This is a genomic window from Calditrichota bacterium (assembly GCA_013152715.1).
GTDB lineage: Bacteria > Zhuqueibacterota > Zhuqueibacteria > Thermofontimicrobiales > Thermofontimicrobiaceae > 4484-87.
In genome coordinates this window covers 1-21,848 of record JAADFU010000142.1, presented here as the reverse complement: position 1 = coordinate 21,848, position 21,848 = coordinate 1, and the positions used below count along the sequence as shown (strand labels likewise).

Genomic DNA, 21,848 nt, shown 5'->3' with positions numbered 1-21,848 from the left:
TATTCGGAGGCTTTACCTTGAAAACCGACTATCAACAAATCGAAGATGTTCACGAATTGATCATGCATTTGTTGAGTATCTCATTTTTTTACGGCGATTACGCCATTCCCTTTCATATCAACAATCCGTCTTCTACGGTCTCGTTGACCATAAAGAAAAATGACATCGCAGCGCTGCGAAAATTTGCGGCGCGCAACTGGCTGGATTTTGACCTGCTGGAAGAAAATAAACGCCAGGAATTGGAACAGACTTACGCGCGATTGAATGAACAATTCGGTGAAAAATTAAAAGCTGAACCCATGCCGCTGCCGACGGAGTTTTTGCTTGATCTGGGCCAGCGCGCTATTTCACAGGGGAAATTTCGTGATGCGCACTCTGCGTTCAAAACTGCCAATCAACTGGATCAGCGAGTCAATCAATTCATCAGCGACGCCATTCGCATCCTGCAATCCAAAGAAGTGACTTCCGGCGATGCCAGCAGCGAACAGTTGGAAGAAAAATGCGCTGATGTGGCTCGTCTTGTTTTTCAAGCCGTTCATTTGAAAAATCCCTTCGGCAATCAATTTCAAGAATTGGGCCAAAGATTGCATTTTGAGGACGCCGATTCCTGGCGTAAATACAACAAGTACATCGAGCAGAGCTTGTTCAAAGAAATCATCGAGTTCGGCGTTCGCTTTCTGATCGACGACAAAGCCATCGCCGACAAAATCATCCACGCGCTCGGCTCCGGTAAAGTGCGGCGGCAAATTTTGAAGCAACTGGCGATTCAATTTTCCGGGGGGAAAGAACGTTACGAAAAATTTGTGGAAAATTATCGCCGCGCTGCGGAACAGGTAAAAAATGCAAAAACCGAGGAAGAATACATAGCGGTACAGAAAACTTTGTTGGGCAGAGGCACCGGCGATAATGAGTACTATCAGTTTTTGCGCGAGCTTTCTCTGGAGCATCCAGTCAGCGCGCTGCTTGTTTTGACTGTGCAAACATCGGAAGGAAAACTTTTCATCGCGCCGCAAATTTTAAAATCAGGAGAGTCATTACTGGACTTTCTCGATTTAGGTTAATGAAAATTTTCATTTCTTTCGCGATCAAATTCCAGAACGCCGACAGAAAAACAGAGAATTAAAAATTTCTATTTGCTTGCGGAGTTTATTTTGATGGAAAAGAAAGGAAATCAGCTTTTGCTGGCTTCCTTTTGTTCATTTTAGAGGGGTACAATCTTGTTAGGAAACGACAAAGTCATCCACGTAGGAATAGACATCGGCGCCGTTGGCTGCCGCATGGCTTTTTTGACTTCTGCGGAGCATCAGTCTCTTTTTCGCCGTCTCAAAGAGAAGCTGACGGAAAATTTCGCTCATTTTTTCTCGGTCGGGGAAAATTCAGATTTTGTCATTTTACTCAGCAAATACGCACGTACGCACGGCGAGCCTCTGGGCGCCGCAACTCGTATGCTCGAACCTATCGTAGCGGAATTTCCGTCAGAGTTTTCTTTCAATTTTTCCGCCACCGGCTCTGGCGGAAAAGCATTCTCCGACATGTTTGCGGTGCCGTTTGTCAACGAATTTCAAGCGATTGCCAGGGCATTTAACGCGCTGCACCCGGAAGTCGAGACAATTCTCGAAATGGGCGGCGATACGTCAAAATACATTCTGCTGGACAAAAGCAGCGGCGACGGCAGCGCCGGAATTTTGGACTACGAGGTAAACGGAGAATGCGCCGCAGGAACCGGCTCTTTCATCGACCAGCAGGCATCGCGATTACTTTATTCTGTGGAAGAAATCGGCGACATCGTCATGGCAACGGACAAAGCGGCAACGATCGCCGGCAGATGTTCTGTTTTTGCAAAATCGGACATGATTCACGCCCAGCAAAAAGGATTTCAGCCGCCGCAAATTCTCAAAGGTCTGTGTGACGCGGTTGTGCGAAATTTCAAGGGAACAATTATCAAAGGAAAAGCCGTCAAAACGCCCGTTGCTTTTATCGGCGGGCTCGCTGCCAACAAGGGCATTGTTGCTGCGCTGAAAGAAGTCCTCTCCCTCAAAGACGGCGGAATGATTGTGCCGCCTTATTTTTTATGGATGGAAGCCATTGGCTCTGCGCTGTTATCTGACGGAAACAGCGAACTTTTTCCTGCCGCTGAGTTGCGCGCGCGTCTCAATTCTTTTGCTCGTCCCAGACAGAAGTTTGAAACCATGCCGCGATTGCAAAAAGACAAACTAATTTTGCTGCGAGAAAGTTTTTCTCAAATCCACTCACTTCCCACAGACAAAAAGTCTCCTGTTTTTCTGGGAATCGACATTGGTTCTGTAACCACAAAACTCGTGGTTATCGATGAAAACGGCAATTTGATCAAAGGAATTTACACGAAGACTCAAGCCAGGCCAATCGAAGTCGTCAAAGAAGGGCTGAAAGAAATTGACAGAGAAATCGGCTCGCTCATCGAAATAAAAGGTGTGGGTACCACCGGTTCAGGCCGCGAACTCATCGGCGAGTTGATCGGCGCGGACACGATCAAAGACGAAATCACGGCTCACAAAACCGGCGCCATGCACATCAGTCACACAATCACGCACAAAATTGCCGATACGATTTTCGACATCGGGGGGCAAGATGCAAAATATATTTACATCGAAGACGGCATTGTGACCGATTTTACCATGAACGAAGCCTGCGCCGCTGGTACGGGCTCATTTTTGGAAGAGCAAGCGGAAAAATTGGGCATTCAAATCAAAAACGAATTTGCGGAATTGGCTTTTCAGGCGCAAGCTCCGGTTCGGCTCGGTGAACGATGCACGGTTTTCATGGAAAAAGAAATCATTCCTTTTTTGCAGCGCGGCGCAAAAAAAGAAGACATCATCGCTGGCCTGGCGTACTCCATCGTCACCAACTACCTCAATCGCGTTGTACGCGGCAGAAAGATCGGCGACGTGATCTATTTTCAGGGCGGAACCGCGTACAACGACGCCGTGGCAGCGGCTTTCGCTACCGTTTTGGACAAACAAATTATCGTGCCGCCGCACAATGGAATTTTGGGCGCCATCGGCGCCGCTTTGCTGGCAAAAGAACAAATGCGACTGGTGCAAAAAACGAAATCCTCTTTCCGCGGGTTTGATCTGGAGCAAATCAAATACAAACTACGTACCTTCACCTGCAAAGGCTGTACAAATTTTTGCGACATTCAGCAATTCACCGTTGAAGGCAAAAAGACTTACTGGGGCGACAAATGTTCCGACCGCTACCGCAAACAAATTAAAGTTGCCCGCAAGCCGATCATTCCCGATCTTTTTGAATTACGGCAAGATTATTTAAAAAAAATCGAGTTCGATGTTCGGGAAAATTTACCCACGGTCGGGGTTCCGCGCGCCATGTACTATTTTGACCAATTTCCGCTCTGGGCGACCTATTTCCAAGAAATCAATTTCAACGTCGTACTCTCCGACGAGACTAATCGTCAAATCGTCAACGCCGGCGTGGAAAGCCGGGTGGCAGAGCCCTGTTTCCCCATCACTGTGGCGCACGGTCATGTCGATAATTTGATTAGCAAAAACGTCGATTACATTTTCATTCCCAATGTCATTGACGCGGAATCGCCTGACGCGCACACGAATTCATTTTTTTGCCCCTGGGGACAAACGCTCTGCTTCGTGATTCGCTCCACGCCGCGCTTCATGCCGCACAAAAAGAAAATCCTTTTTCCAAACATCCGCTATCGTTTGGGAAAAGAAGAAGTAAAAAGATCCTTCCGAGAAATGGCGAAAGAGTTGGGCGTCTCTGCGAAATTGAGCGATCGTGCCGTGGAAAAAGCTTACGAAGCGCAAACTCATTTCCGTACCTTTTTGATTGAGCACGGAAAAAAGGCAATCGAAGAAATCACTCTCCGTAAGGAAAAAGCCATTGTGCTCGTCGGCAGACCTTACAACATTTACGACAAAATCGTCAACTTGAACATCCCGGCGAAATTGCGTCTCAACTATGGCATCAACATCATTCCCATTGATTTTTTGTTCGTCGATGAAATTGACATCCGCGACATCAATGAAAATATGTTCTGGAGTTACGGGCAGAAAATTCTCAAAACAGCGCGCTGGACGCAGCAGTTTGAAAATCTGCATCTGATTTACATCACCAATTTCAAATGCGGGCCCGATTCTTACATCAAACATTACGTCAGGGAAGCCGCCGGAAAACCGTTTTTAACGATTCAATTTGACGAACACGGCAACGATGCCGGCATTGTGACGCGCTGCGAGGCCTATTTGGACAGCAAAGGATTTTTACAGTGAATTTGATGGGTGAGGGTGTGTGATTCAGCTATCAAGTGTCGGAGTCTCGCGGCTGAACAGTAACGAGTTTGTTAACAGACCACAAGAAAAAAGGCGCCATTACAGCGCCTTAGCCTTTTTATCATCCGATTCCATTTCTCCCCCTTTAAGCTGCGTTCATTGCTTTCAGGAACGGATTTTCGAGCTGGTACTTTTCCACAATATCATCGTAGTCATCCAGCCAGTAAGCGCTGGGATTGGATTTGGCGACGATAAATTTGGATTTTTCCGTCGGATCAGCGGCACGGTGGAAACGCATGAAAATATAATTTTCTGTTTTTCCAACAACTTCGACTTTTCCTTTAGCGTGCGACATCACAAAGCGCGCTCTTTTGCCGAGACCGGAAGTACGCATCCGCGCTTGCTCGAATATCTCGTACGCTCTTTCCAGCGGAACAGCATAGCTGTAGTTGCCCAGCGTGGGACGATTTTGAAAAACGTAGTACGGCGGAACCCCGATAAAAGAAAGTTTCCGGAAAAGTTCCGAAAGCACATCTGGCTTATCGTTAACGCCTTTGATGAGCGGCGTCTGATTCACGGTAACAGCGCCTGCTTTTTGCAGTAGACTCAATGCCTCAATCGACTGCGGGGTCAATTCCCGCGGATGATTGAAGTGCGCCATGATGTAAATTTTCTTTTCCGCCGTACTAAATTTTTCAATCATTTTTAATAAAGACGGATCGTTCAAAATGCGATAGGGATTGAACGCCGGAATTTTCGAGCCGATACGGACAATTTTCACGTGTTCCATTTCTCGCAATCGGGAAACGATTCTTCCCAACTTTTTCGTGGACAACAGCAACGGGTCCCCGCCAGTGAGAAGCACATTGGTGATCTTTTTGTGCAGACGAATGTACTCCAGACCTTCACTAACGTCTGTGGCAACTTCATCATTTTCTTTGATGAATATCCTTTTCCGGAAACAGAAACGACAAAACCCACCGCAGGTGCGGCTCACCAGCAACAGTGCGGTGTATTCGTATTTGTGCTCCAACCCCGGCGCTTTGCGATAAAGATGTTCGTTCGACGCATCCAGATCGCCCCACTCGTTCAACTCGCCTGGGTGAGGAATAATGATACGCCTGATCGGATCATTCGGGTCATCCCAATCAATGAGCGAAAGATAATATTCATTTACGCGCATGGCAAACTTTTTCGTCACCGGACGTAACTGAATTTTTTCCCGCTCGCTCAATTGAGGGATTTTTTCGAGCGTTCTAATGTACTTGGGATTCATTTTTCGCTCCTTTCCCTTAGATTAAGCAAAAAACCAGTTAATTATTCGGATATGTCTTTGCAAGAGTAATAGTGGTCAAAACTTTCGCAGGATCCCAACTCGGAGTATTTTAATATAAAAAATTTTGGGATAAAAATCAAGGACTTTTTATTTTTGGTTTGAATTTTGCAGCGCGGCGAGCTTTTTCGGGCCAGATTCCTATGAAAACCTGGCCCGGTGAAAACATTTTTTGTCGTTTTATTGGCCGGTTTCAATCAAACTAAAACGGCCATTTTTGTAAGTGATCAATCGCATTGCCCGATTGATCCCCGTTTCAGTGTCAATCGAAATCTTACCGCGAATTCCTGATAAATTTTTCAAATTGCTCAAAAAATTTGCTACTTCCTCTCGTGTCAGATGATTTTTAGAAACAGCACCTTCAAAAACTTGCATGGCATCGTAACCGTACAATTCCATCACATCGGGTTTGCGCTTCATAATTTTAGTAAAATCTTTTTGAAAGCGAATAAAATCAGGATTTGTCTCATCTTTGAAATAGCCGCTGCAAAAAATCACGCCGTCAACGTACTGCTGCACTTTTCGCAATTCATCTAATTCGTACCAATTTTCTCCGCCAAAGAGCTGAGTGCGAATATTCACAAACGCGAACTGCGGGGCGATGTATTGAATCTCTTCGGTGGCGCAAGGAATAAATACGCCGTCGATGGAAGTCACAGGAATGGTTTCCAGATCAAATCGTCTTTTCTGTATCGGGCTCATGCCTTTGGTGTAATAATGTATCAGGGAGTCCCTATTCATCATGTTAAAACCCATTTCACGAATGCTTTTCATTTGCCGACCCAGATCCTTTGTGCCGGGGAAATACCATTTCTGCGTCAATACAGACCCACCCAATTTTTCCACGGTCGCCGTGAAGGCGTCCGCCATCTGTCGTCCGTAGTCATCCATCGGCGCCAACGTGGCGAATGTCTTTAAATTCATTTTTTTTACCGCGTATTCCGCCAGCTTTTCCCCGCGAGAACCAAGGTCCGGATTCAATTGGAAAGTATAGTTATTCAATTTAGTCACGTTCACGCCGGAAGTTGTGGGAGCGATTAAAGGCATATTATAGTTATTTATTGCCGCGGAAATAGCGACGGTTTTGTCGCGATCCAACTCGCCGATTATGGCCAAAACTCCGTTATCCTGCAACAATTCTCTGGTTGCCTCTACGGTGCGAACAATATCTCCTTGCGAATCTTTGATCACCAATTCGATTTGCACTTCCGCTTTTTCGTTCCATTTCTTTTGCGCATAGCGAATGCCCGCCAACACAGCTCGCGCCTGTTCGCTGTACTCGCCGGAAATCGGCAAGATGATCCCGACCTTGACAATGCCTTTGGGAATCACAATATCCGTGCGAGAGAGCAATTGTTTGATCTGTTGGTTGTAGGGATTTTTCGGATGACGCTTGATGAAATTTTGCAACAACGTAAATGCCTCGGCGCGTCGGCCAATGTTGATATAGCTGGACGCCAGTTTAATGGCGACAATAGCGGAAGAAATTTCTCCGGCGCAGGAATCACTCAGTCGTTTCAAATCAGGAGTGGTCACATTGTTTTCAATAATTTTCAGCGCCAGGTTTTTGCTTTTTTCAGCCAGATTTCCTTCCGCAACCTGATCAGCAACATACAGAAATTCCGTCAATGAAGGGACAAATTTCTTTTGTTGATATAAACACAGCCCTTTCAAATATTTCGCATAAAATCGATAATTGCTGTTTGGATATTTTTTGAGCAGTTCATCGATTTTTCTGATCGTCTGTTGGAATTTTCCCTGTTGGTAATAACTTTTTCCTAACATGACATAGGCAATCGTCAACCGCTGGTGCGGGGGATATCTGGAAATCAAGTTGGAAAATATTTCCTCAGCCTTGTGATAGTCCGCTCGTTGATACGCCTGAATACCCTGGCCAAAAAGCACTTCAATTTCCGGAATATAATTGATGCCCTTTACTTTGAGTGTTTGTCCCCTGACAATCGGGAGCAGCGAAAGCAAGAACAAAAGGACGAGAAACAGACTTTTTAATCGCGTGGTTTTTTGACGGTTCATAAATTTATCCTCATTCAACGGTCACACTTTTTGCTAAATTTCGTGGTTGATCCACATCGCAGCCGCGCCGTACAGCGATGTAGTACGCCAACAATTGAAGCGGAACTATTGTTAAAATCGGCGTGAGCATTTCCATGAACGGTGGCACGTAAATTACGTGATCGACTTTGGTTTTGATATACGTGTCTCCTTCTGTGGCAATGGCGATGAGTTTTCCCTTGCGCGCCCGAACTTCCTCGATATTGCTGACTATTTTTTCGTACGTCGAATCTCTTGTCGCGATAAAAACGACTGGCATATTTTCATCGATGAGAGCGATAGGCCCGTGTTTCATCTCCGCCGCCGGATAACCCTCAGCGTGAATATAAGAAATTTCTTTCAATTTGAGAGCGCCTTCCAGCGCTACCGGAAAATTGAAACCCCGTCCCAGATACAGAAAATTTGGCATCTTCCAGTATTTATCGGCAATTTCCTCAATCTGCTCGCGATTTGCTAAAATGCGCTCCACACGATCAGGTAAAAGTTTGAGTTCTTTGACAATTTCCTTGCCCCGGCTCACAGACATGGAGCTCATGCGCGCCAACAAAACAGTCATCATCGACAGCACGGTTACCTGTGAAGTGAACGCTTTCGTTGAAGCGACGCCAATTTCCGGCCCGGCGTGCAAATAAACACCAGCGTCGGTTTCCCGGGCAATCGTGGATCCGACAACGTTGCAAATGCCGAACACTTTCGCCTGCTTTCGCTTCGCCTCGCGGATTGCCGCTTGCGTATCCGCGGTTTCGCCCGATTGACTGATGGCCACGACAACTGTTTCTCTGTCAATAATCGGATCGCGATAGCGAAACTCAGAGGCATACTCAACTTCCACGGGAATGCGGACATATTCTTCGATCATGTACTCGCCCAACAAAGCGGCGTGCCAGGAGGTGCCGCAAGCGGTAAACAACATTCTTCTCGCGTGCAACAGCGATCCCAAATCATGTTCAATGCCGCCCAGCCGAACCGTTCCTTCGTCTTCCAATAATCTTCCGCGCATGGAATCGTAAATTGTTTGCGGCTGCTCCATGATTTCCTTGAGCATAAAATGCGGGTAGCCGCCTTTTTCAATTCGGCTGATATCAAAGGCGATGCGGCTGATCTTTTTTTCAACCGGCTGATCGTCGATGGTTTTTATCGCCACGTTTTCCCGGGTGACAATCGCCATTTCCTGATCATCAAGATAAATCACCCGGCTGGTGTGCCCGACGATGGCGGCGGCGTCCGACGCCAAAAAATATTCTCCGTCGCCAACTCCGACAACAATGGGGCTGCCTTTTCGCGCGGCTACTAAAATGTCCGGCGCGTCGGCGCAAATAACGGCGATACCGTAAGTTCCCTCCACAAGAGAAAGCGCCAGTCGCACCGATTTTTCCAGATTTTTGCACTCGGTATATTGCTCTTCAATTAAATGGACCAGCACCTCAGTGTCCGTCTCCGTTTTAAAAATATGGCCGCGCGCTTGCAGGTCTTTTTTTAATACGCTATAATTTTCAATAATGCCATTGTGAATGAGCGCGATGTTTCCCTGACAATCCGTGTGCGGATGCGCGTTCACCACATTGGGCTCGCCGTGTGTCGCCCAGCGCGTATGTGCGATGCCAATTTGGCTCGACAAATCAACGCCGCACATTTTTTTCTCTAATTCCTGAATTTTTCCCTTTTGCTTGCAAATTTCAAGCTGACCCGCGCGAATGGTTGCAATACCGGCCGAATCGTAGCCGCGATATTCTAATCGTTTCAACCCGTTGAGCAATACAGGAACGGCATCCTGATTGCCGATGTACCCGACGATTCCACACATGTTGTTTCCTTTCGCTGTTTTTTTCTGAAGAGTAAATCCCGGAATCTATTTGCAATCAAAAAACCAAGTAAAAAACAATGCTCTCTCTCGATTATTGTCGAAAATTATTCCCACTCAATCGTCCCCGGCGGTTTGGAACTGATATCGTAAACAACGCGATTGATGCCGCGAACTTCGTTAATAATCCGATTCGCGACGCGCGCCAGCAGCTCCGGAGGCAATTTGGCCCAGTCCGCGGTCATGGCATCTTCCGAAGTCACGGCGCGCAGCGCCACAACGGACTCGTACGTTCGCTCGTCGCCCATAACGCCGACGGTTTGGATCGGCAGCAAGACAGCGAACGCCTGCCAGACTTTATCGTACCAACCCGATTCATGCAATTCCTCCATAAAAATCTTGTCCGCCAGACGCAGCAAATCAAGACGCTCTCTGGTAATTTCTCCCAAAATTCGCACCGCCAGTCCGGGACCAGGAAAAGGATGACGACCGATGATATTTTCCGGCAATCCCAATTCACGTCCTACTTCGCGGACCTCATCTTTGAACAACTCGCGTAGCGGCTCGATGAGTTCAAAATCCATTTTTTCCGGCAGGCCGCCAACATTGTGGTGCGTCTTGATCGTCGCCGAGGGCCCGCGGGTAGACACGCTTTCGATCACGTCTGGGTAAAGCGTTCCCTGCACCAGAAATTTGCTATTTTCAAGCGACAACGCCACTCTTTCAAAAGTTTTTATAAATTCATCGCCGATGATTTTTCGCTTCTCCTCGGGATTGACCACGCCGCGGAGACGCGAAAGAAAATTTTCCGTGGCATCCACATATTTGAAATTCATTTTAAAATATTTTTCAAATACGTCTCGTACCTCTGTGTCTTCGCCCAATCTCAAAAGTCCGTTGTTCACGAAAACGCAGGTCAACTGATCGCCAATGGCTCTGTGAACCAAAACCGCCGCGACAGAAGAATCAACGCCGCCGGACAGGCCGCAGATCACATTCGCGTCGCCGGCCTGCTTTCTGATCGATGCAATGGACTGAGCAATGAACGATCGCGGCGTCCAATCGCCGCGGCAGTGAGCAATTTCAAACACAAAATTGCGCAAAAGCTGTCTGCCCTGATCCGTGTGCGCCACTTCCGGGTGAAATTGAAGCCCGTAAATTTGCTTTTCGTTGTGTTTGATGACCGCAAAAGGGGAATTGTCAGTTTTCGCCAACACATCAAAATCACCAGGAATTTCATCCACGCGATCGCCGTGACTCATCCAAACTTTTGTCGGAAAATTTATTCCGGAAAAAATCGGATCGTATTTCAAGATTTCCAATTGAGCGTGACCATACTCCCTCTCGTTAGCGCGAGCCACTTTTCCGCCCAAAAGATGGCAGACGAGTTGCAATCCGTAGCAAATTCCCAAAACAGGAATCCCCAACGCGAATAGTTCCGCAGCAACGAGCGGCGCATTTTTTTGATAAACGGAAGCCGGCCCACCGGAGAAAATAATCCCCTTGGGCTTCATCCGTTTGATTTCTTCGAGAGAAATATCGAACGGCTTAATTTCCGAATAAACATGCTGTTCACGAATCCGGCGCGCAATGAGTTGTGTGTATTGCGATCCGAAATCCAAAACAAGAATCATTTCCACCGGCGCAGTCATTCACTTTTCTCTCGCATCAGATCCTTGAAGTCCCACTTTTCCAACTTTTCCATGGCAACGTAATCCGTCAAATCAAAATGAATCGGTGTGATGGAAATTTTGTTGTTTAAAATAGCCCGGTCATCGACGTTGTCTTCTTCTTCCAATTCGACCTTCTGACCCGTGAGCCAATAATAGACGCGATTGTGCGGATCGCTGCGCTTGTCAAATTCCTCGCGATAATGCGCTTTGCCCTGTTTTGTAATCTGAATGCCGCTGATTTCTCGTTCGTCATCCACAGCCGGCACATTCACGTTGAGCAATGTCCCTTTGGGGAGGCCGTTTTTCAAAACAATCCGCGATAACTTTCTCGCAAAACGTGCCGCTATTTTGAAATTCGGGTGAGTAAAAGTTGTCAAAGAAATGGCAAAAGAAGGAATGTTCAGAAACATACCCTCTGTCGCAGCAGACACTGTACCCGAATAAATAATGTTAATGCCGGTATTCGATCCCAAATTAATGCCGGAAATTAAAATATCAGGTCGAATGTCCAACGCCCAGTACGCCAGTTTGACGCAATCGGAAGGCGTGCCATTGACGGAATAGCCGAAAAAATCACTGTTTTTGACAAAATTTGTCACGCGCAGCGGATCTGAGAGCGTAATCGCGTGACCGACAGCGCTCTTTTCGCTGTCCGGCGCGACGACAAAAACCTCGCCCTCTTTTTTCATTTCTTCGTACAAGGCGTACAAACCCGGCGCGTTAATTCCGTCGTCATTAGTAAGCAAAATTTTCATTTTTTTCATCTATTCGATTTTCGCTCTTTCCGTTTTTTGTAAAAAATTTTATTAATAAAGCCAACTTCTCTTTCAATTCAGTCCTTTTGTAAATGGCGTCGATGAAGCCATGCTGCAGCAAAAATTCCGCCGTTTGAAAACCTTCGGGCAAATCCTGTCCGATAGTTTGTTTGATGACTCGCGGACCGGCAAAGCCGATGAGCGCGCCCGGTTCGGCAATGACGACGTCGCCCAACATGGCGTAACTTGCGGACACGCCGCCGGTGGTCGGATTGGTCACAATAGAAATGAACGGTAATTTTTCATCGGATAATTTTGCCAAATACGCCGATGTTTTTGCCATTTGCATCAGGGAAAGCGCCCCTTCCATCATGCGCGCGCCTCCGGAGGCGGAAATGATAATTAACGGCAGCCGACTTTTGATTGCCTCGCGCGTAGCCCGGGCTATTTTTTCGCCAACAACAGAACCCATGCTCCCGCCGATGAAGGAAAAATTCATCACGCACATCACGACAGGCATGCCGTCAATTTTTCCGAAACCGGTGATGACCGCCTCATTTGACCCGGCTTTTTTCATGCTATTTTTGAGCTGGTCGCTGTACTTTTTTGCGGCTTTAAATTTCAGCGGGTCTTTGGATGTGATGTGAGCGTTAAATTCCTCGAAAGAACCTTCATCCAGCAAAATCTGCACGTACATTTTTGCCACCAGCCGGAAATGGTGACCGCATTTCCAGCAAACGTACAGATGTCGATCTAATTCTTTTTTGTAAATAATTTCCCCGCACTTCTCGCATTTGAGCCACAGTCCCCCGGGAAGGTCTTTCTTCTTCTGAGGAATTAAACCGAAATTTTTTCTCTTAAACCATGCCATAGGGCAACTCCCAATTTATTTCCTTTCTCATCAGAAAGGCGTCTTCGTTCTCCTGCTGATAATAATTTTTCCTCACGCCGTAAATTTCAAAACCAAATTTTTGATAAAGCCGAATCGCCGAAGTGTTACTGCGACGAACTTCTAAATGCACTTCCGAGCAATCCAATTCCACGCCAATGTGCAGACTCATCCAGAGCAAAACCTCGCCATAGCCTCGCCGACGAAAATCGCGGTGGACGGCGATATTGCCGAAATGAAACTCCTCGCCAATGGCGTAACTCACGGCATAGGCAACGAGTTTGTTCCCCACGAATCCCACCAGCGAAACATTGAATTTGCGTTCATGCAACCGATAGAAAAATCCCGCATCCGACCAGGCAGAGCTAAAGGTTGCTCTTTCAATCTCCAGCACATCCGGCACATCATTCGCTTCCATCCGGCGCACAAAAAATTCATCGCCATTTTCCAGCGAGAAAATGATCCCCTTGCCTGCCGCTGCGAACCAACGGAAATCGACTTCGTTTTTCTGCTGCGGCGACTCAATTAATTTTTTGAAATGAACTTTTTTAAAATCCAATTTTCCTTTTTGCCTTGAACTCTTTCAAATAAAATGGCTCCAGACTTTCAATAGCTTCGACCTGATTTTTTTTAAACCGCTGCCAGCCCAGCCGCGCGACGCTGAAGCCGGAAATCAAAGAATCCTGAGCGGACGCTATTCGCGTTAACTCATTCAGCTTTGGAGTGACAAATTCCTGAAAATTTTTAAAGCCGCTGGCAATCAGCAATGTTTTCTCTGCCACTACGGAATCCAAATCGGCGAGCGAAATGAGCTGTGCCGGGCTATCAGCGACCAAAAGATCATTTTCAAAATTGAAAACGGCGGTGTACGCTTCATCGGTCTGAGCGCGGATGAGCGGACGAATTGCGCCTTGCCAAAAGCGACCGCCATAAGCCAAAACTTCCAGCGTCGGAACGGCAGCGACCGCTATTTTTTTCTCGAAAACCATGCCTTTAACCGCCGCCAGACCAATCCGCAGTCCGGTGAAAGACCCCGGCCCGATGGAAAGCGCAATCCCTTCGAGCTCGTCAAAACTCAACCGGCTTTGCGTTAACAAATTTCCCACCGCTGCCACGAGGCGTTCCGCATGTGCCCGTTTGACCCAAAAACGCGCCTCGGAAATCAAATTGTCGTCTTCCGTCAAAGCCAAGGCGAGCGTCTCACTCGAAGTGTCGATCCCTAATATTTTCATTTTATTCTTTTCTCAGAAACTCGCCGGATTTGAGGCAAAAGCCGATTTCTCTTTTTCAAATTCACGTTCCCAATCGCGCAGACGGCCTTCTTCGCAAAATGCGCGAATGTGGATGCGGCGCCAACTTTCTTTCCCTTTTTCAAAGATGGCTTTTAGATAAATCTCAATGCGCTGCTTCGGATACAAAGACGGCGCTCGTTCCGCCCATTCGATCAGACAAACGCCTTCGCCGTAAAAATATTCCTCGTATCCTAAATCGAAAATCTGCTCCTCGTTTTCCAGGCGATAAAAATCAAAATGGTAAACCGGCAGTTTGCCGGAATACTCGTTGATAATTGTAAAAGTCGGGCTGCTGACTTCATCTTCGCCGCAGAGGCTTCGGCAGACGCCGCGCACAAAGCACGTTTTTCCGCTCCCCAGGTCTCCGAACAAGCAAACCACATCGGCTGGCTGGAGCAAAGCGCCAATGCGACGCCCGATGTCTTCTGTCTCGCGGACGGATTTTGATGTCAACAACGCCTCGAAACTCACCTTGCCTCCAGCTTAATCACGGGCAAAATCATCTCTTCCATGGAAATGCCGCCGTGCTGAAAAGTGTCATTGTAATAATTTAAATAATGATGATAATCCGTCGGATAAACAAAATAAAAATCTTCTCTGGCAATCAAAAAATTAGTGTTGATGCCTACCTGTGGCAATTGAAAATCTTTCGGGTGTTTGACGTTGACAGCAAACTTCGGGTCGCATTTCAAACTGCGGCCATATTTGTAACGTAAGTTAGTGGACGTTTCTTTGTCGCCGATCACTTTGGCGCCGCGCAAACTTCGAATGCTGCCGTGATCGGAAGTAATGATGATCGAATTTCCCTGGTCCGCCAACTTCGTTAGCATTTTCAAAAAAAGAGAATGTTCAAACCACGACCGTGTCAACGAACGAAAAGCGGCTTCGTCCGGCGCGATTTCTTTCAACACCGCCGAATCGCTGCGCGAATGCGCCAAAAAATCGATAAAATTCAACACAATCGCCAATACCCTGGATTTAGCGAGCGAATTGATATTCTTCAGCAAAGTTCGCGATTCTTTGGACTCAATGATCTTCACATATTTGATCTGTTTCTCTCCGATGCCATAGCGTTTCAATTGAATCGACAAAAACTGCCGCTCAAATCGGTTTAAACTGGTCTCGTTTTCTTCCCCCTCATGCCATAGCTGAGGAAACTTTTCAGACATCTCCAGCGGCGTCAGGCCTGAGAAAATAGCATTTCTCGAATAGGGCGTAGCCGTAGGCAAAATAGCAAAATAGTAATTTCTCCGGACCTGATAGTAGGGATACAACAGCGGCTCTATCGCCAGCCACTGGTCAAAACGCAAATTATCCATGATGATGAAAACCACATTTTTTCCTTCATCCAGCTCGGGCAAAACAAATTTTTCCACAATATCCATAGACATGACAGGCCTATCGTCGCTATTCACCCACTGAGCATACTTTTTTTCAATGAAACGGCCGAACGAAGCATTGCATTCTCTTTTCTGCGACAACAATGTCTGGCGCAACCCCAATCCAGGATAGTGGTCTAACTCTAATTCCCATTCCGTCATTTTCAAATAAACATCGATCCATTCGCTGGCGCTCATCGGCGTCATTAAGCGCGCAGCGATCTGCTGAAATTCCTGAGCGTATTCGCGCGATAGCTTTTCTCGCTCAATTTTTTTTCTGTCGAGTATCTTTTTGCACGTGAGCAAAATTTGCGACGGATTGACCGGCTTGGTGAGATAGTCGTCGATGCGGCTGCCAATGGCCTCTTCCATCAGCGATTCTTTCTCGCTTTTGGTAATCATGATCACCGGCAGCGACGGATTAATATCTTTGATCTCGCTCAGCGCCGTGAGCCCGTCCATGCCGTGCAGCATTTCGTCCAGCAAAATCAAATCGAAATAATTGCTGCGGATGAGCGAAATGCCGTCTTCTGCGTTCGGCACCGGCGTAATTTCATAGCCGCGCTGTTCCAAAAACAAAATATGCGGCTTGAGCAGCTCGATTTCGTCATCTATCCATAAAATTTTCTTTTTAATTTCCGCCATAAAATCTTTCACAAAGTTTTTTGGAGAGAATTTCCAAATAAATTAACTGGCTCTTTCGTGCAACCAACTACCACTACGCGAATAAAAGCTACCTGACCATTACAATCTTGCAAAGTTAAAACATATTGTAATTAAAAGCCTTAATGTACAAGATGTTCCCTGTCATTAAATCAGCAAAAAAGCGAGAACAAAAATCAAATTGTTCTTTCTGTTAACTTTTGCTGGTACCTCATTCGAAAAAACCTTCATTTCTCACTTTCAAATTCAGAAATTTTCTCCACAAAAATATCCGGCAAACGTTTCACTTTTCTTCGCTGATAATCGAAAGCTACCATTTTCGTGCGGCCCATTGCGACGACAACGTCCTTGTCCGTCCTTTTTTTGACTAAATACTCAAAAGTAAATCGCGTTTTGTTCAAGTCGGTAATGCGCACGAAAATTTGTAGCTGCTCATTCCAAAACGCTTCAGCGCGATATTTTATCTGGGCATCGCTCATGATCAAACTCGTTCCCTCGCCGATGTTCAGCTCGGAAAAATCGAATTGTTTCAAATAACGCAATCTTGCTTCTTGAAAGAGCACCAAATATTTGTCATTGCTCAAATGTCCGCCGTAATTGATGTCGCCAATGCCGACAACGATGTCAGTTTTGAATTTGAAATCTTCGTTCATCCAAAGCTCCTCTTTCTCAAAATGTCGCCGTCATTCCCACGGTAAAATTTCTCACTTCCGCCATGTTACGCTCGATTTGAGTGTAATAATAATCAAACGCGTTGTTTGCCGCAATTTGAAAATCAAAATTAGCGTAATGATAAATGAAACGGAAATTCCACACTTTCTGCGGCACGCGCTCGTCATAGGCGAAAAGTTTCACTGCTTCAGGCGCGCTGGCGTAGTGAAAATCAGCTTGAAATTCCACAGGCCCTAGGCAAAAAGCAGGGCTGATAAAAATTGTATTTTTCGGTCTGTACGTGAGCGGCTGATGCGTTTGCAAATTTTCATGATCCAGAAAAGTTGCCGTCGCTGTGAGACGAATTCTTCTTTTCCACCAGTGTCCTCCGGTCGTCAACTCAATTCCCTGAATGCGCGCTTGCAGCAAATTTTCAAATTTCACTGCCACGCGAATATCCTTGGCAAATTCGATCTGACTCTGCCGCAGATCGATTTCGATCAAATTTTTGAAATCATTGCGAAACGCGCCCGCTTCCACGAACCAATTTTTTGTCAAATATTGCCGCCATCCGAAATCGTACGACCAGGAAGTTTCCGCCTTCAAATTCGGATTGGCCTCGACGGCCACGCTGCTGTTTTCGAAATTGAGATAGCGTTCCGCAATTGTTGCCGCCCGAAAACCGCTGCCGGCAGATGCGCGCAAAACAGTTTTTTTCGACGGTCTGTAATTTAATCCGATTCTTGGACTCAGCAGACTCTGCGAAACGCCGTCAATCACATGATAGCGGTCGTAACGCACGCCGGGCGTCAAACGAATTTTTTTTAACAGCTCGATTTCCGTCTGGGCGTAGACGCCAATTGTGTATCCCTGATGGTCGCCAAAATATTTTGTGCTGCCGGTGTCCCATTTGAATTCCAACCCGGCAATGATGTTCCAATTTTTTCGCGGGAAAAACAATCCCTGAATCTCTGAGCCCAGACCTTTCGCCGGGTTAAAATCCGCAGTCTGTACAAATTGATTGCCCATCAGCGTCATCAAATAGGACAGCCGAAAATTCACCGCCGCCTTCGCAGAAATCAACCAATTGTACTTGGTGTAAAAATTTGCCATTTTCATTCTTCCGCGCGAGCGGTTTGACGGTTTTACTTCAAACGGGTGCTTCGGATCGTCCCAGCCGATGTAGAGACTTTCATTTCTCCGATTCAGGGCCGCGTAAAAAACCCAATTGGAGCCATTTCTGAAACGATAATTGAATTTTCCGGTGAAATTCCAGCGGCGATAATCGTCCGATTGCGTGTAGCCCGTGGAAATCGCCCTGCCAGCGGAAAGACGAATTCCCAGCGGGCCTATTTGCCGGCCATGACTGACGTCAATTCTGGCAAAATAAAGCGGCTTGTCCGTCCATTTCCACTCATCGTAACGCGGCTCGCCGTATTCTCCGGCGTGAAAGCGCACCATCGTTTTTCCCTGTTCCGAAGGCGATTTGGTGATGATATTAACCACTCCGCCGAGCGCCGCAGTTCCCCAGAGCGCAGAACCGGCGCCTTTCATTACTTCAATTCTTTCGACATCCAAAACCGGCAGTAAATCCCAATTAAATTCTCCGGTATCGCTCGCCATCACCGGAACGCCGTCCACGAGCAGCAATGTTCGGTTCGCCGCGCCAATTGTGAATCCGCTGGAGCCGCGAATGTTAATTTGATCTTTCACAAAAGTCACGCCGGGAACTGTTTCCAAAATTCCCTGTACCGACAGCGGCGCCCGACGCGCGATTTCCTGTGCCGAGACTACAGAAATGCTGTTGGCAGAGACGTCCAATTCCTGGCTGGTTTTATTCGCTGTGACAATCACCGGGTCAAAATCAATTGTCGATTCTTCCAACTGAATCGTCAAATTAACCGTTTTCCCGGGGCTGACGAAAATCGGTTTTGTGCGCGCGGGTTTGTGGCCGATCATCGTTGCCAATAAAACAAAATTTCCCGGCGGCACAGCGCGAATGACAAACCTGCCGTTCCGATCCGTGCTCGTTCCGAGCGTTGTGCCCACAATCTGGATATTGACGCCCGGCAATTTTATTCCGGAAGGAATTTCCAGTACTGTCCCGGAAATTGCGCCTCTGTTGCCGCCACGGGCAAAATTTGGCTGGCAAAACGCTCCAACCAGCAATAGGCTCAAAATTATTTTTTTTACAGATCCCATACTATCGCTTTTTCATTTCAAAAAAATCAACGAACGTCTTCCGGCGAATTTGATCGAGGCATTATTTTGGGAAATTGAATTTCATTAAAATTTACGTGAATATCAATATTTTCCAATGTCTGACCCGTCTGAATTTCAATTCGACCCGGCAGTCCCGGATTATTTTTATCCTCAAAAAAACCCAACGCTACCATGTCGCTGAGACTGGAAATGGATTTTCCGACCCAGAAAAGCGCCACGTACTGATAAACGCCGGAGTTAATCGGTAATTCGTAACGCGACGAATCGACAAAAATCGGCTGACTGTAGTCGATGTTGGAGAAAGTGAGATATTCAAAATCAGATTGCGGTTTCTGGGGATAAACAGCCAACAGCAGCAAATTTGTGTCTTCGGGCCAGTGTCCTTCATAGTAAATCTTCCCGGAGATTCGCGCGTCTTTATTTACCAATTCCCAATTAGCAGTAAAATTGACGTCTTCCACGATGGGCTGCTCTTTGGACACCACAACCGAATCCGGGAAAAACGAGAATGTATTTTCACTGCCGGTGTAAAATCCCATCAGTCCTGTCAAATTCCAATCTTTTCCCTTTTCTTTCCAGATGACGCCGACAAACTGATACGTTGTCGGAGAAACATCTATTGAATAACTGACTTCTCTGCCCGATTGGTAGTCCAGCGGTCCGGATCGCCCCAGATAGAGCAAATTTTGCGGATTCTGCGGCGGAAATTCTTTCAAAGCAAAAACCTCAATTCGGTCAGTGCCTTCCGGTGGATTTCCTTTGAAAAATTGTACTTTTCCCTTGATCTGGTATTCTTTCGGGGAAAGGCCGTGATCCATCTGGCAAGCATGAAAAGCAAACAAGCTCAACAAAAGCATCGTAATTGAAATCGCAGCCCAGCGCATTAATCTTTTGTTTTGGTGATTCATTTATTTTTCCAATTTATTCAAAACTCGTGTCCGGCAGTTTCCCAAAGCCTACTTCAAAAAAATCATCCGCTTCGTAGCGGAAAATGCTCCGGATCGAATCCGATAAAAATAAATACCGCTGCCCACAATTCGATTGTGCGCGTCTCTGCCGTCCCAAGAAAGCGAAAATTTTCCCGGTGCGCTTGGAGAAAATTCATACTGACGAATCAGAGAACCGTCCGGAGAAAAGATTTCTAACTGCACGGTTCCCGCGACCGGGGCTTCAAAGCGGATGTTTGTCTCTGAATTAAATGGATTGGGATAATTCTGAAATAGCCGGAAATTGTCAATTTTTGTCTGATTTTGCTTTGCCACATCCGTGGATAAAATGAAAAAATTCCAAACAGCAACCGCGCAATTCCCGGCGGAATTGGGCGCCTCCAACCGCACGCGATGTTCTGTGTGGCTCAAAAGCGTCCCCGGCTGAAAAATCACTTTATTGCCGGCGACGCTCAACGAGTCAGAGTAATCCACTCCGTCCAGTAACAATTTGATTGAATCAGAGATTACGGGAAAATACGGATCGCTGAAATAAGCGCTGATCTCCGGCTGGTCCGTGTCCACTGTGGAGTTTGCAATCGGTCTCATGCGAAAAATTCGCGGGTAACCCTTTAAAATGAATTGAGAATAGGCAACATTATTGTTTTCGTCCGTCTCCAAAAGCAAATTTTCATCATCGGCAATGGCAATCAGGGACCAGCGGTAACTGGGCAGCGAATCCGGCAATTGGATTTGCCAGGACAAACGAACAGAATCGTCGGCGTCGATTTTCGGGACAGCAACAGTTGTCAGCAATCGATCATTGGTATTGAGCACTTTGTCCAACGATAAATAGATTCCCACCTGTGAAGTGTCCGCCCTTTTTGTGCCCACATTTCTCACAATAAAATCAGATTCCAGGATTTGGCTGAGCCCAAGCGTGTCAGGGATTTCCGGAACAGTGATTGTCAAATCCGCCCCCTGGCGCATGTAAATGAAACAATGAACGATGTTCAAATTCGCATGTCCGTTGCTGTAGCCGGGCCAGTCGTAGGTCACATTTTTGCCGTTGTAATTCATGTAACCCTGATTTTTGTTGCCATAGGGATCGTTGACTTTTACCGCGTGCTGTGCCGCAATTTCGCCGACGCCCAAAATATAATGCCCGGCGGTAGTGAGACTGTTTAAAATCACCACAGGAAACGCCGCTGTGATATTTTGACTGAATTTGCTAAAATTTGGCGACCAGTCCACGTCAGAGCCTACGCCGTGCTGACGGGCGTACTTTGCCATATTTCCCTTGGTGTCTGCCCAGTTATTTTGAATGATAAAACCATAGCCGCCGTAGCCGACATTTCCGTCCGGGTCATATCCGCCGACGTTGTAGGTATAGCCATTGAATGAGTAAATTTCGCAAATGTATCGTCCGTGCGAACTTTCGTGGGCGTAGGGATATGAGCAATTCACAGGCCACGCCGGTAAAATTTTATAATACTGCAATCCCATCAATGCCGTGGTTGCGCCGCACGCCCAGTGGCCGTTGAACCAATTGGGGACATCGTACACCTGATGAAAATAGGGCGCATTGAAGCCATTGGCAACCGGTGTGTCAGGTCGAGGTTGCGCGGAAAATTTTACCAACGGCAAATTTTTTGGGCTTTTTAAATCTGAAATCGGCACGATGCGCACACCGGCAGCTTCAACCGCGGACTTAAAATTTTCCAAAGTGGACAAAATAAGATGATTCCCGGATGCAATTGCCAAACGCCGACTTTGCGAATGATAATTCATGAAAATCGCATCGCCGATAGCAATTCCTGAAATTTTTTTGGAATTTCGCCCCTGAAAATCGCTGAAAATTAACGCCGTTTTTTCTAATTGAAATCGATCGCCCCAGAGATAGCGCACAA

Annotated in this window: 16 protein-coding genes; 2 read left to right on the top strand and 14 right to left on the bottom strand. The window is 46.7% G+C overall.

Translation table 11 applies throughout. From position 1 onward, the window contains the following. Positions 1 to 17 precede the first annotated feature (17 nt). Together GXO74_11245 and GXO74_11240 are read left to right on the top strand one after the other, a co-directional pair. Positions 18 to 1,061, top strand: coding sequence for a hypothetical protein (locus tag GXO74_11245; GenBank protein NOZ62249.1), 1,044 nt, complete (start codon positions 18 to 20; stop codon positions 1,059 to 1,061). 156 nt (positions 1,062 to 1,217) lie between these two features. After that, entirely contained in the window at positions 1,218 to 4,280 is a 3,063-nt protein-coding gene (locus GXO74_11240) for a hypothetical protein (protein ID NOZ62248.1), read from the top strand. 145 nt (positions 4,281 to 4,425) lie between these two features. Here GXO74_11240 and GXO74_11235 read toward each other — a convergent pair whose 3' ends face one another. The 14 genes from GXO74_11235 to GXO74_11170 all read right to left on the bottom strand — a co-directional run. Further along, positions 4,426 to 5,556 (bottom strand): KamA family radical SAM protein, encoded by a 1,131-nt coding sequence (locus GXO74_11235; protein ID NOZ62247.1) that lies wholly within the window; start codon positions 5,554 to 5,556, stop codon positions 4,426 to 4,428. A 237-nt stretch (positions 5,557 to 5,793) separates the two neighbouring features. Further along, positions 5,794 to 7,647: an ABC transporter substrate-binding protein gene (locus GXO74_11230; protein ID NOZ62246.1), complete on the bottom strand. Its 1,854-nt coding sequence runs from the start codon at positions 7,645 to 7,647 to the stop codon at positions 5,794 to 5,796. 10 nt (positions 7,648 to 7,657) lie between these two features. After that, complete coding sequence (glmS, locus tag GXO74_11225) at positions 7,658 to 9,490, bottom strand: glutamine--fructose-6-phosphate transaminase (isomerizing) (protein ID NOZ62245.1); 1,833 nt, start codon at positions 9,488 to 9,490, stop codon at positions 7,658 to 7,660. A 104-nt stretch (positions 9,491 to 9,594) separates the two neighbouring features. After that, positions 9,595 to 11,139 carry a glutamine-hydrolyzing GMP synthase gene (gene guaA / locus GXO74_11220; GenBank protein NOZ62244.1) on the bottom strand — a complete coding sequence of 515 codons (1,545 nt, stop codon included), beginning with the start codon at positions 11,137 to 11,139 and terminating at the stop codon, positions 9,595 to 9,597. Next, positions 11,136 to 11,915, bottom strand: coding sequence for a 5'/3'-nucleotidase SurE (gene surE, locus GXO74_11215; GenBank protein NOZ62243.1), 780 nt, complete (start codon positions 11,913 to 11,915; stop codon positions 11,136 to 11,138). The genes guaA and surE overlap by 4 nt, the downstream gene beginning before the upstream one ends. Continuing rightward, entirely contained in the window at positions 11,896 to 12,786 is an 891-nt protein-coding gene (locus GXO74_11210) for an acetyl-CoA carboxylase carboxyltransferase subunit beta (protein ID NOZ62242.1), read from the bottom strand. The genes surE and GXO74_11210 overlap by 20 nt, the downstream gene beginning before the upstream one ends. Further along, positions 12,773 to 13,363: a ribosomal protein S18-alanine N-acetyltransferase gene (rimI, locus tag GXO74_11205; protein NOZ62241.1), complete on the bottom strand. Its 591-nt coding sequence runs from the start codon at positions 13,361 to 13,363 to the stop codon at positions 12,773 to 12,775. The genes GXO74_11210 and rimI overlap by 14 nt, the downstream gene beginning before the upstream one ends. Beyond that, on the bottom strand, positions 13,353 to 14,036 hold the full coding sequence (gene tsaB / locus GXO74_11200; protein NOZ62240.1) for a tRNA (adenosine(37)-N6)-threonylcarbamoyltransferase complex dimerization subunit type 1 TsaB: 684 nt from the start codon (positions 14,034 to 14,036) through the stop codon (positions 13,353 to 13,355). Before tsaB ends, rimI begins: the two co-directional genes overlap by 11 nt. Before the next feature lie 12 nt (positions 14,037 to 14,048). Beyond that, positions 14,049 to 14,552, bottom strand: coding sequence for a tRNA (adenosine(37)-N6)-threonylcarbamoyltransferase complex ATPase subunit type 1 TsaE (gene tsaE, locus GXO74_11195; protein NOZ62239.1), 504 nt, complete (start codon positions 14,550 to 14,552; stop codon positions 14,049 to 14,051). Positions 14,553 to 14,563: 11 nt separating this feature from the next. Continuing rightward, the gene (locus GXO74_11190; GenBank protein ID NOZ62238.1) at positions 14,564 to 16,120 is read right to left on the bottom strand and encodes a PglZ domain-containing protein; all 1,557 of its coding nucleotides are present in this window, start codon (positions 16,118 to 16,120) and stop codon (positions 14,564 to 14,566) included. A gap of 245 nt (positions 16,121 to 16,365) precedes the next feature. Next, entirely contained in the window at positions 16,366 to 16,791 is a 426-nt protein-coding gene (locus GXO74_11185) for an acyl-CoA thioesterase (GenBank protein ID NOZ62237.1), read from the bottom strand. Between the two features lie 16 nt (positions 16,792 to 16,807). Continuing rightward, positions 16,808 to 18,991 (bottom strand): TonB-dependent receptor, encoded by a 2,184-nt coding sequence (locus tag GXO74_11180; GenBank protein NOZ62236.1) that lies wholly within the window; start codon positions 18,989 to 18,991, stop codon positions 16,808 to 16,810. Between the two features lie 26 nt (positions 18,992 to 19,017). Continuing rightward, positions 19,018 to 19,920, bottom strand: a complete 903-nt coding sequence (locus GXO74_11175) for a hypothetical protein (GenBank protein ID NOZ62235.1) — start codon at positions 19,918 to 19,920, stop codon at positions 19,018 to 19,020. A 48-nt stretch (positions 19,921 to 19,968) separates the two neighbouring features. Continuing rightward, positions 19,969 to 21,848: T9SS type A sorting domain-containing protein (locus GXO74_11170; protein NOZ62234.1), on the bottom strand; the 1,880-nt coding region annotated here is incomplete at its 5' end.

Coding starts and splice junctions, on each gene's coding strand:
- GXO74_11235 (NOZ62247.1), bottom strand. CDS start 5,556: ATGAATCCCAAGTACATTAGAACGCTCGAAAAAATCCCTCAATTGAGC.
- GXO74_11230 (NOZ62246.1), bottom strand. CDS start 7,647: ATGAACCGTCAAAAAACCACGCGATTAAAAAGTCTGTTTCTCGTCCTT.
- glmS (NOZ62245.1), bottom strand. CDS start 9,490: ATGTGTGGAATCGTCGGGTACATCGGCAATCAGGATGCCGTTCCTGTA.
- guaA (NOZ62244.1), bottom strand. CDS start 11,139: ATGACTGCGCCGGTGGAAATGATTCTTGTTTTGGATTTCGGATCGCAA.
- surE (NOZ62243.1), bottom strand. CDS start 11,915: ATGAAAATTTTGCTTACTAATGACGACGGAATTAACGCGCCGGGTTTG.
- GXO74_11210 (NOZ62242.1), bottom strand. CDS start 12,786: ATGGCATGGTTTAAGAGAAAAAATTTCGGTTTAATTCCTCAGAAGAAG.
- tsaB (NOZ62240.1), bottom strand. CDS start 14,036: ATGAAAATATTAGGGATCGACACTTCGAGTGAGACGCTCGCCTTGGCT.
- GXO74_11190 (NOZ62238.1), bottom strand. CDS start 16,120: ATGGCGGAAATTAAAAAGAAAATTTTATGGATAGATGACGAAATCGAG.
- GXO74_11185 (NOZ62237.1), bottom strand. CDS start 16,791: ATGAACGAAGATTTCAAATTCAAAACTGACATCGTTGTCGGCATTGGC.
- GXO74_11180 (NOZ62236.1), bottom strand. CDS start 18,991: ATGGGATCTGTAAAAAAAATAATTTTGAGCCTATTGCTGGTTGGAGCG.
- GXO74_11175 (NOZ62235.1), bottom strand. CDS start 19,920: ATGAATCACCAAAACAAAAGATTAATGCGCTGGGCTGCGATTTCAATT.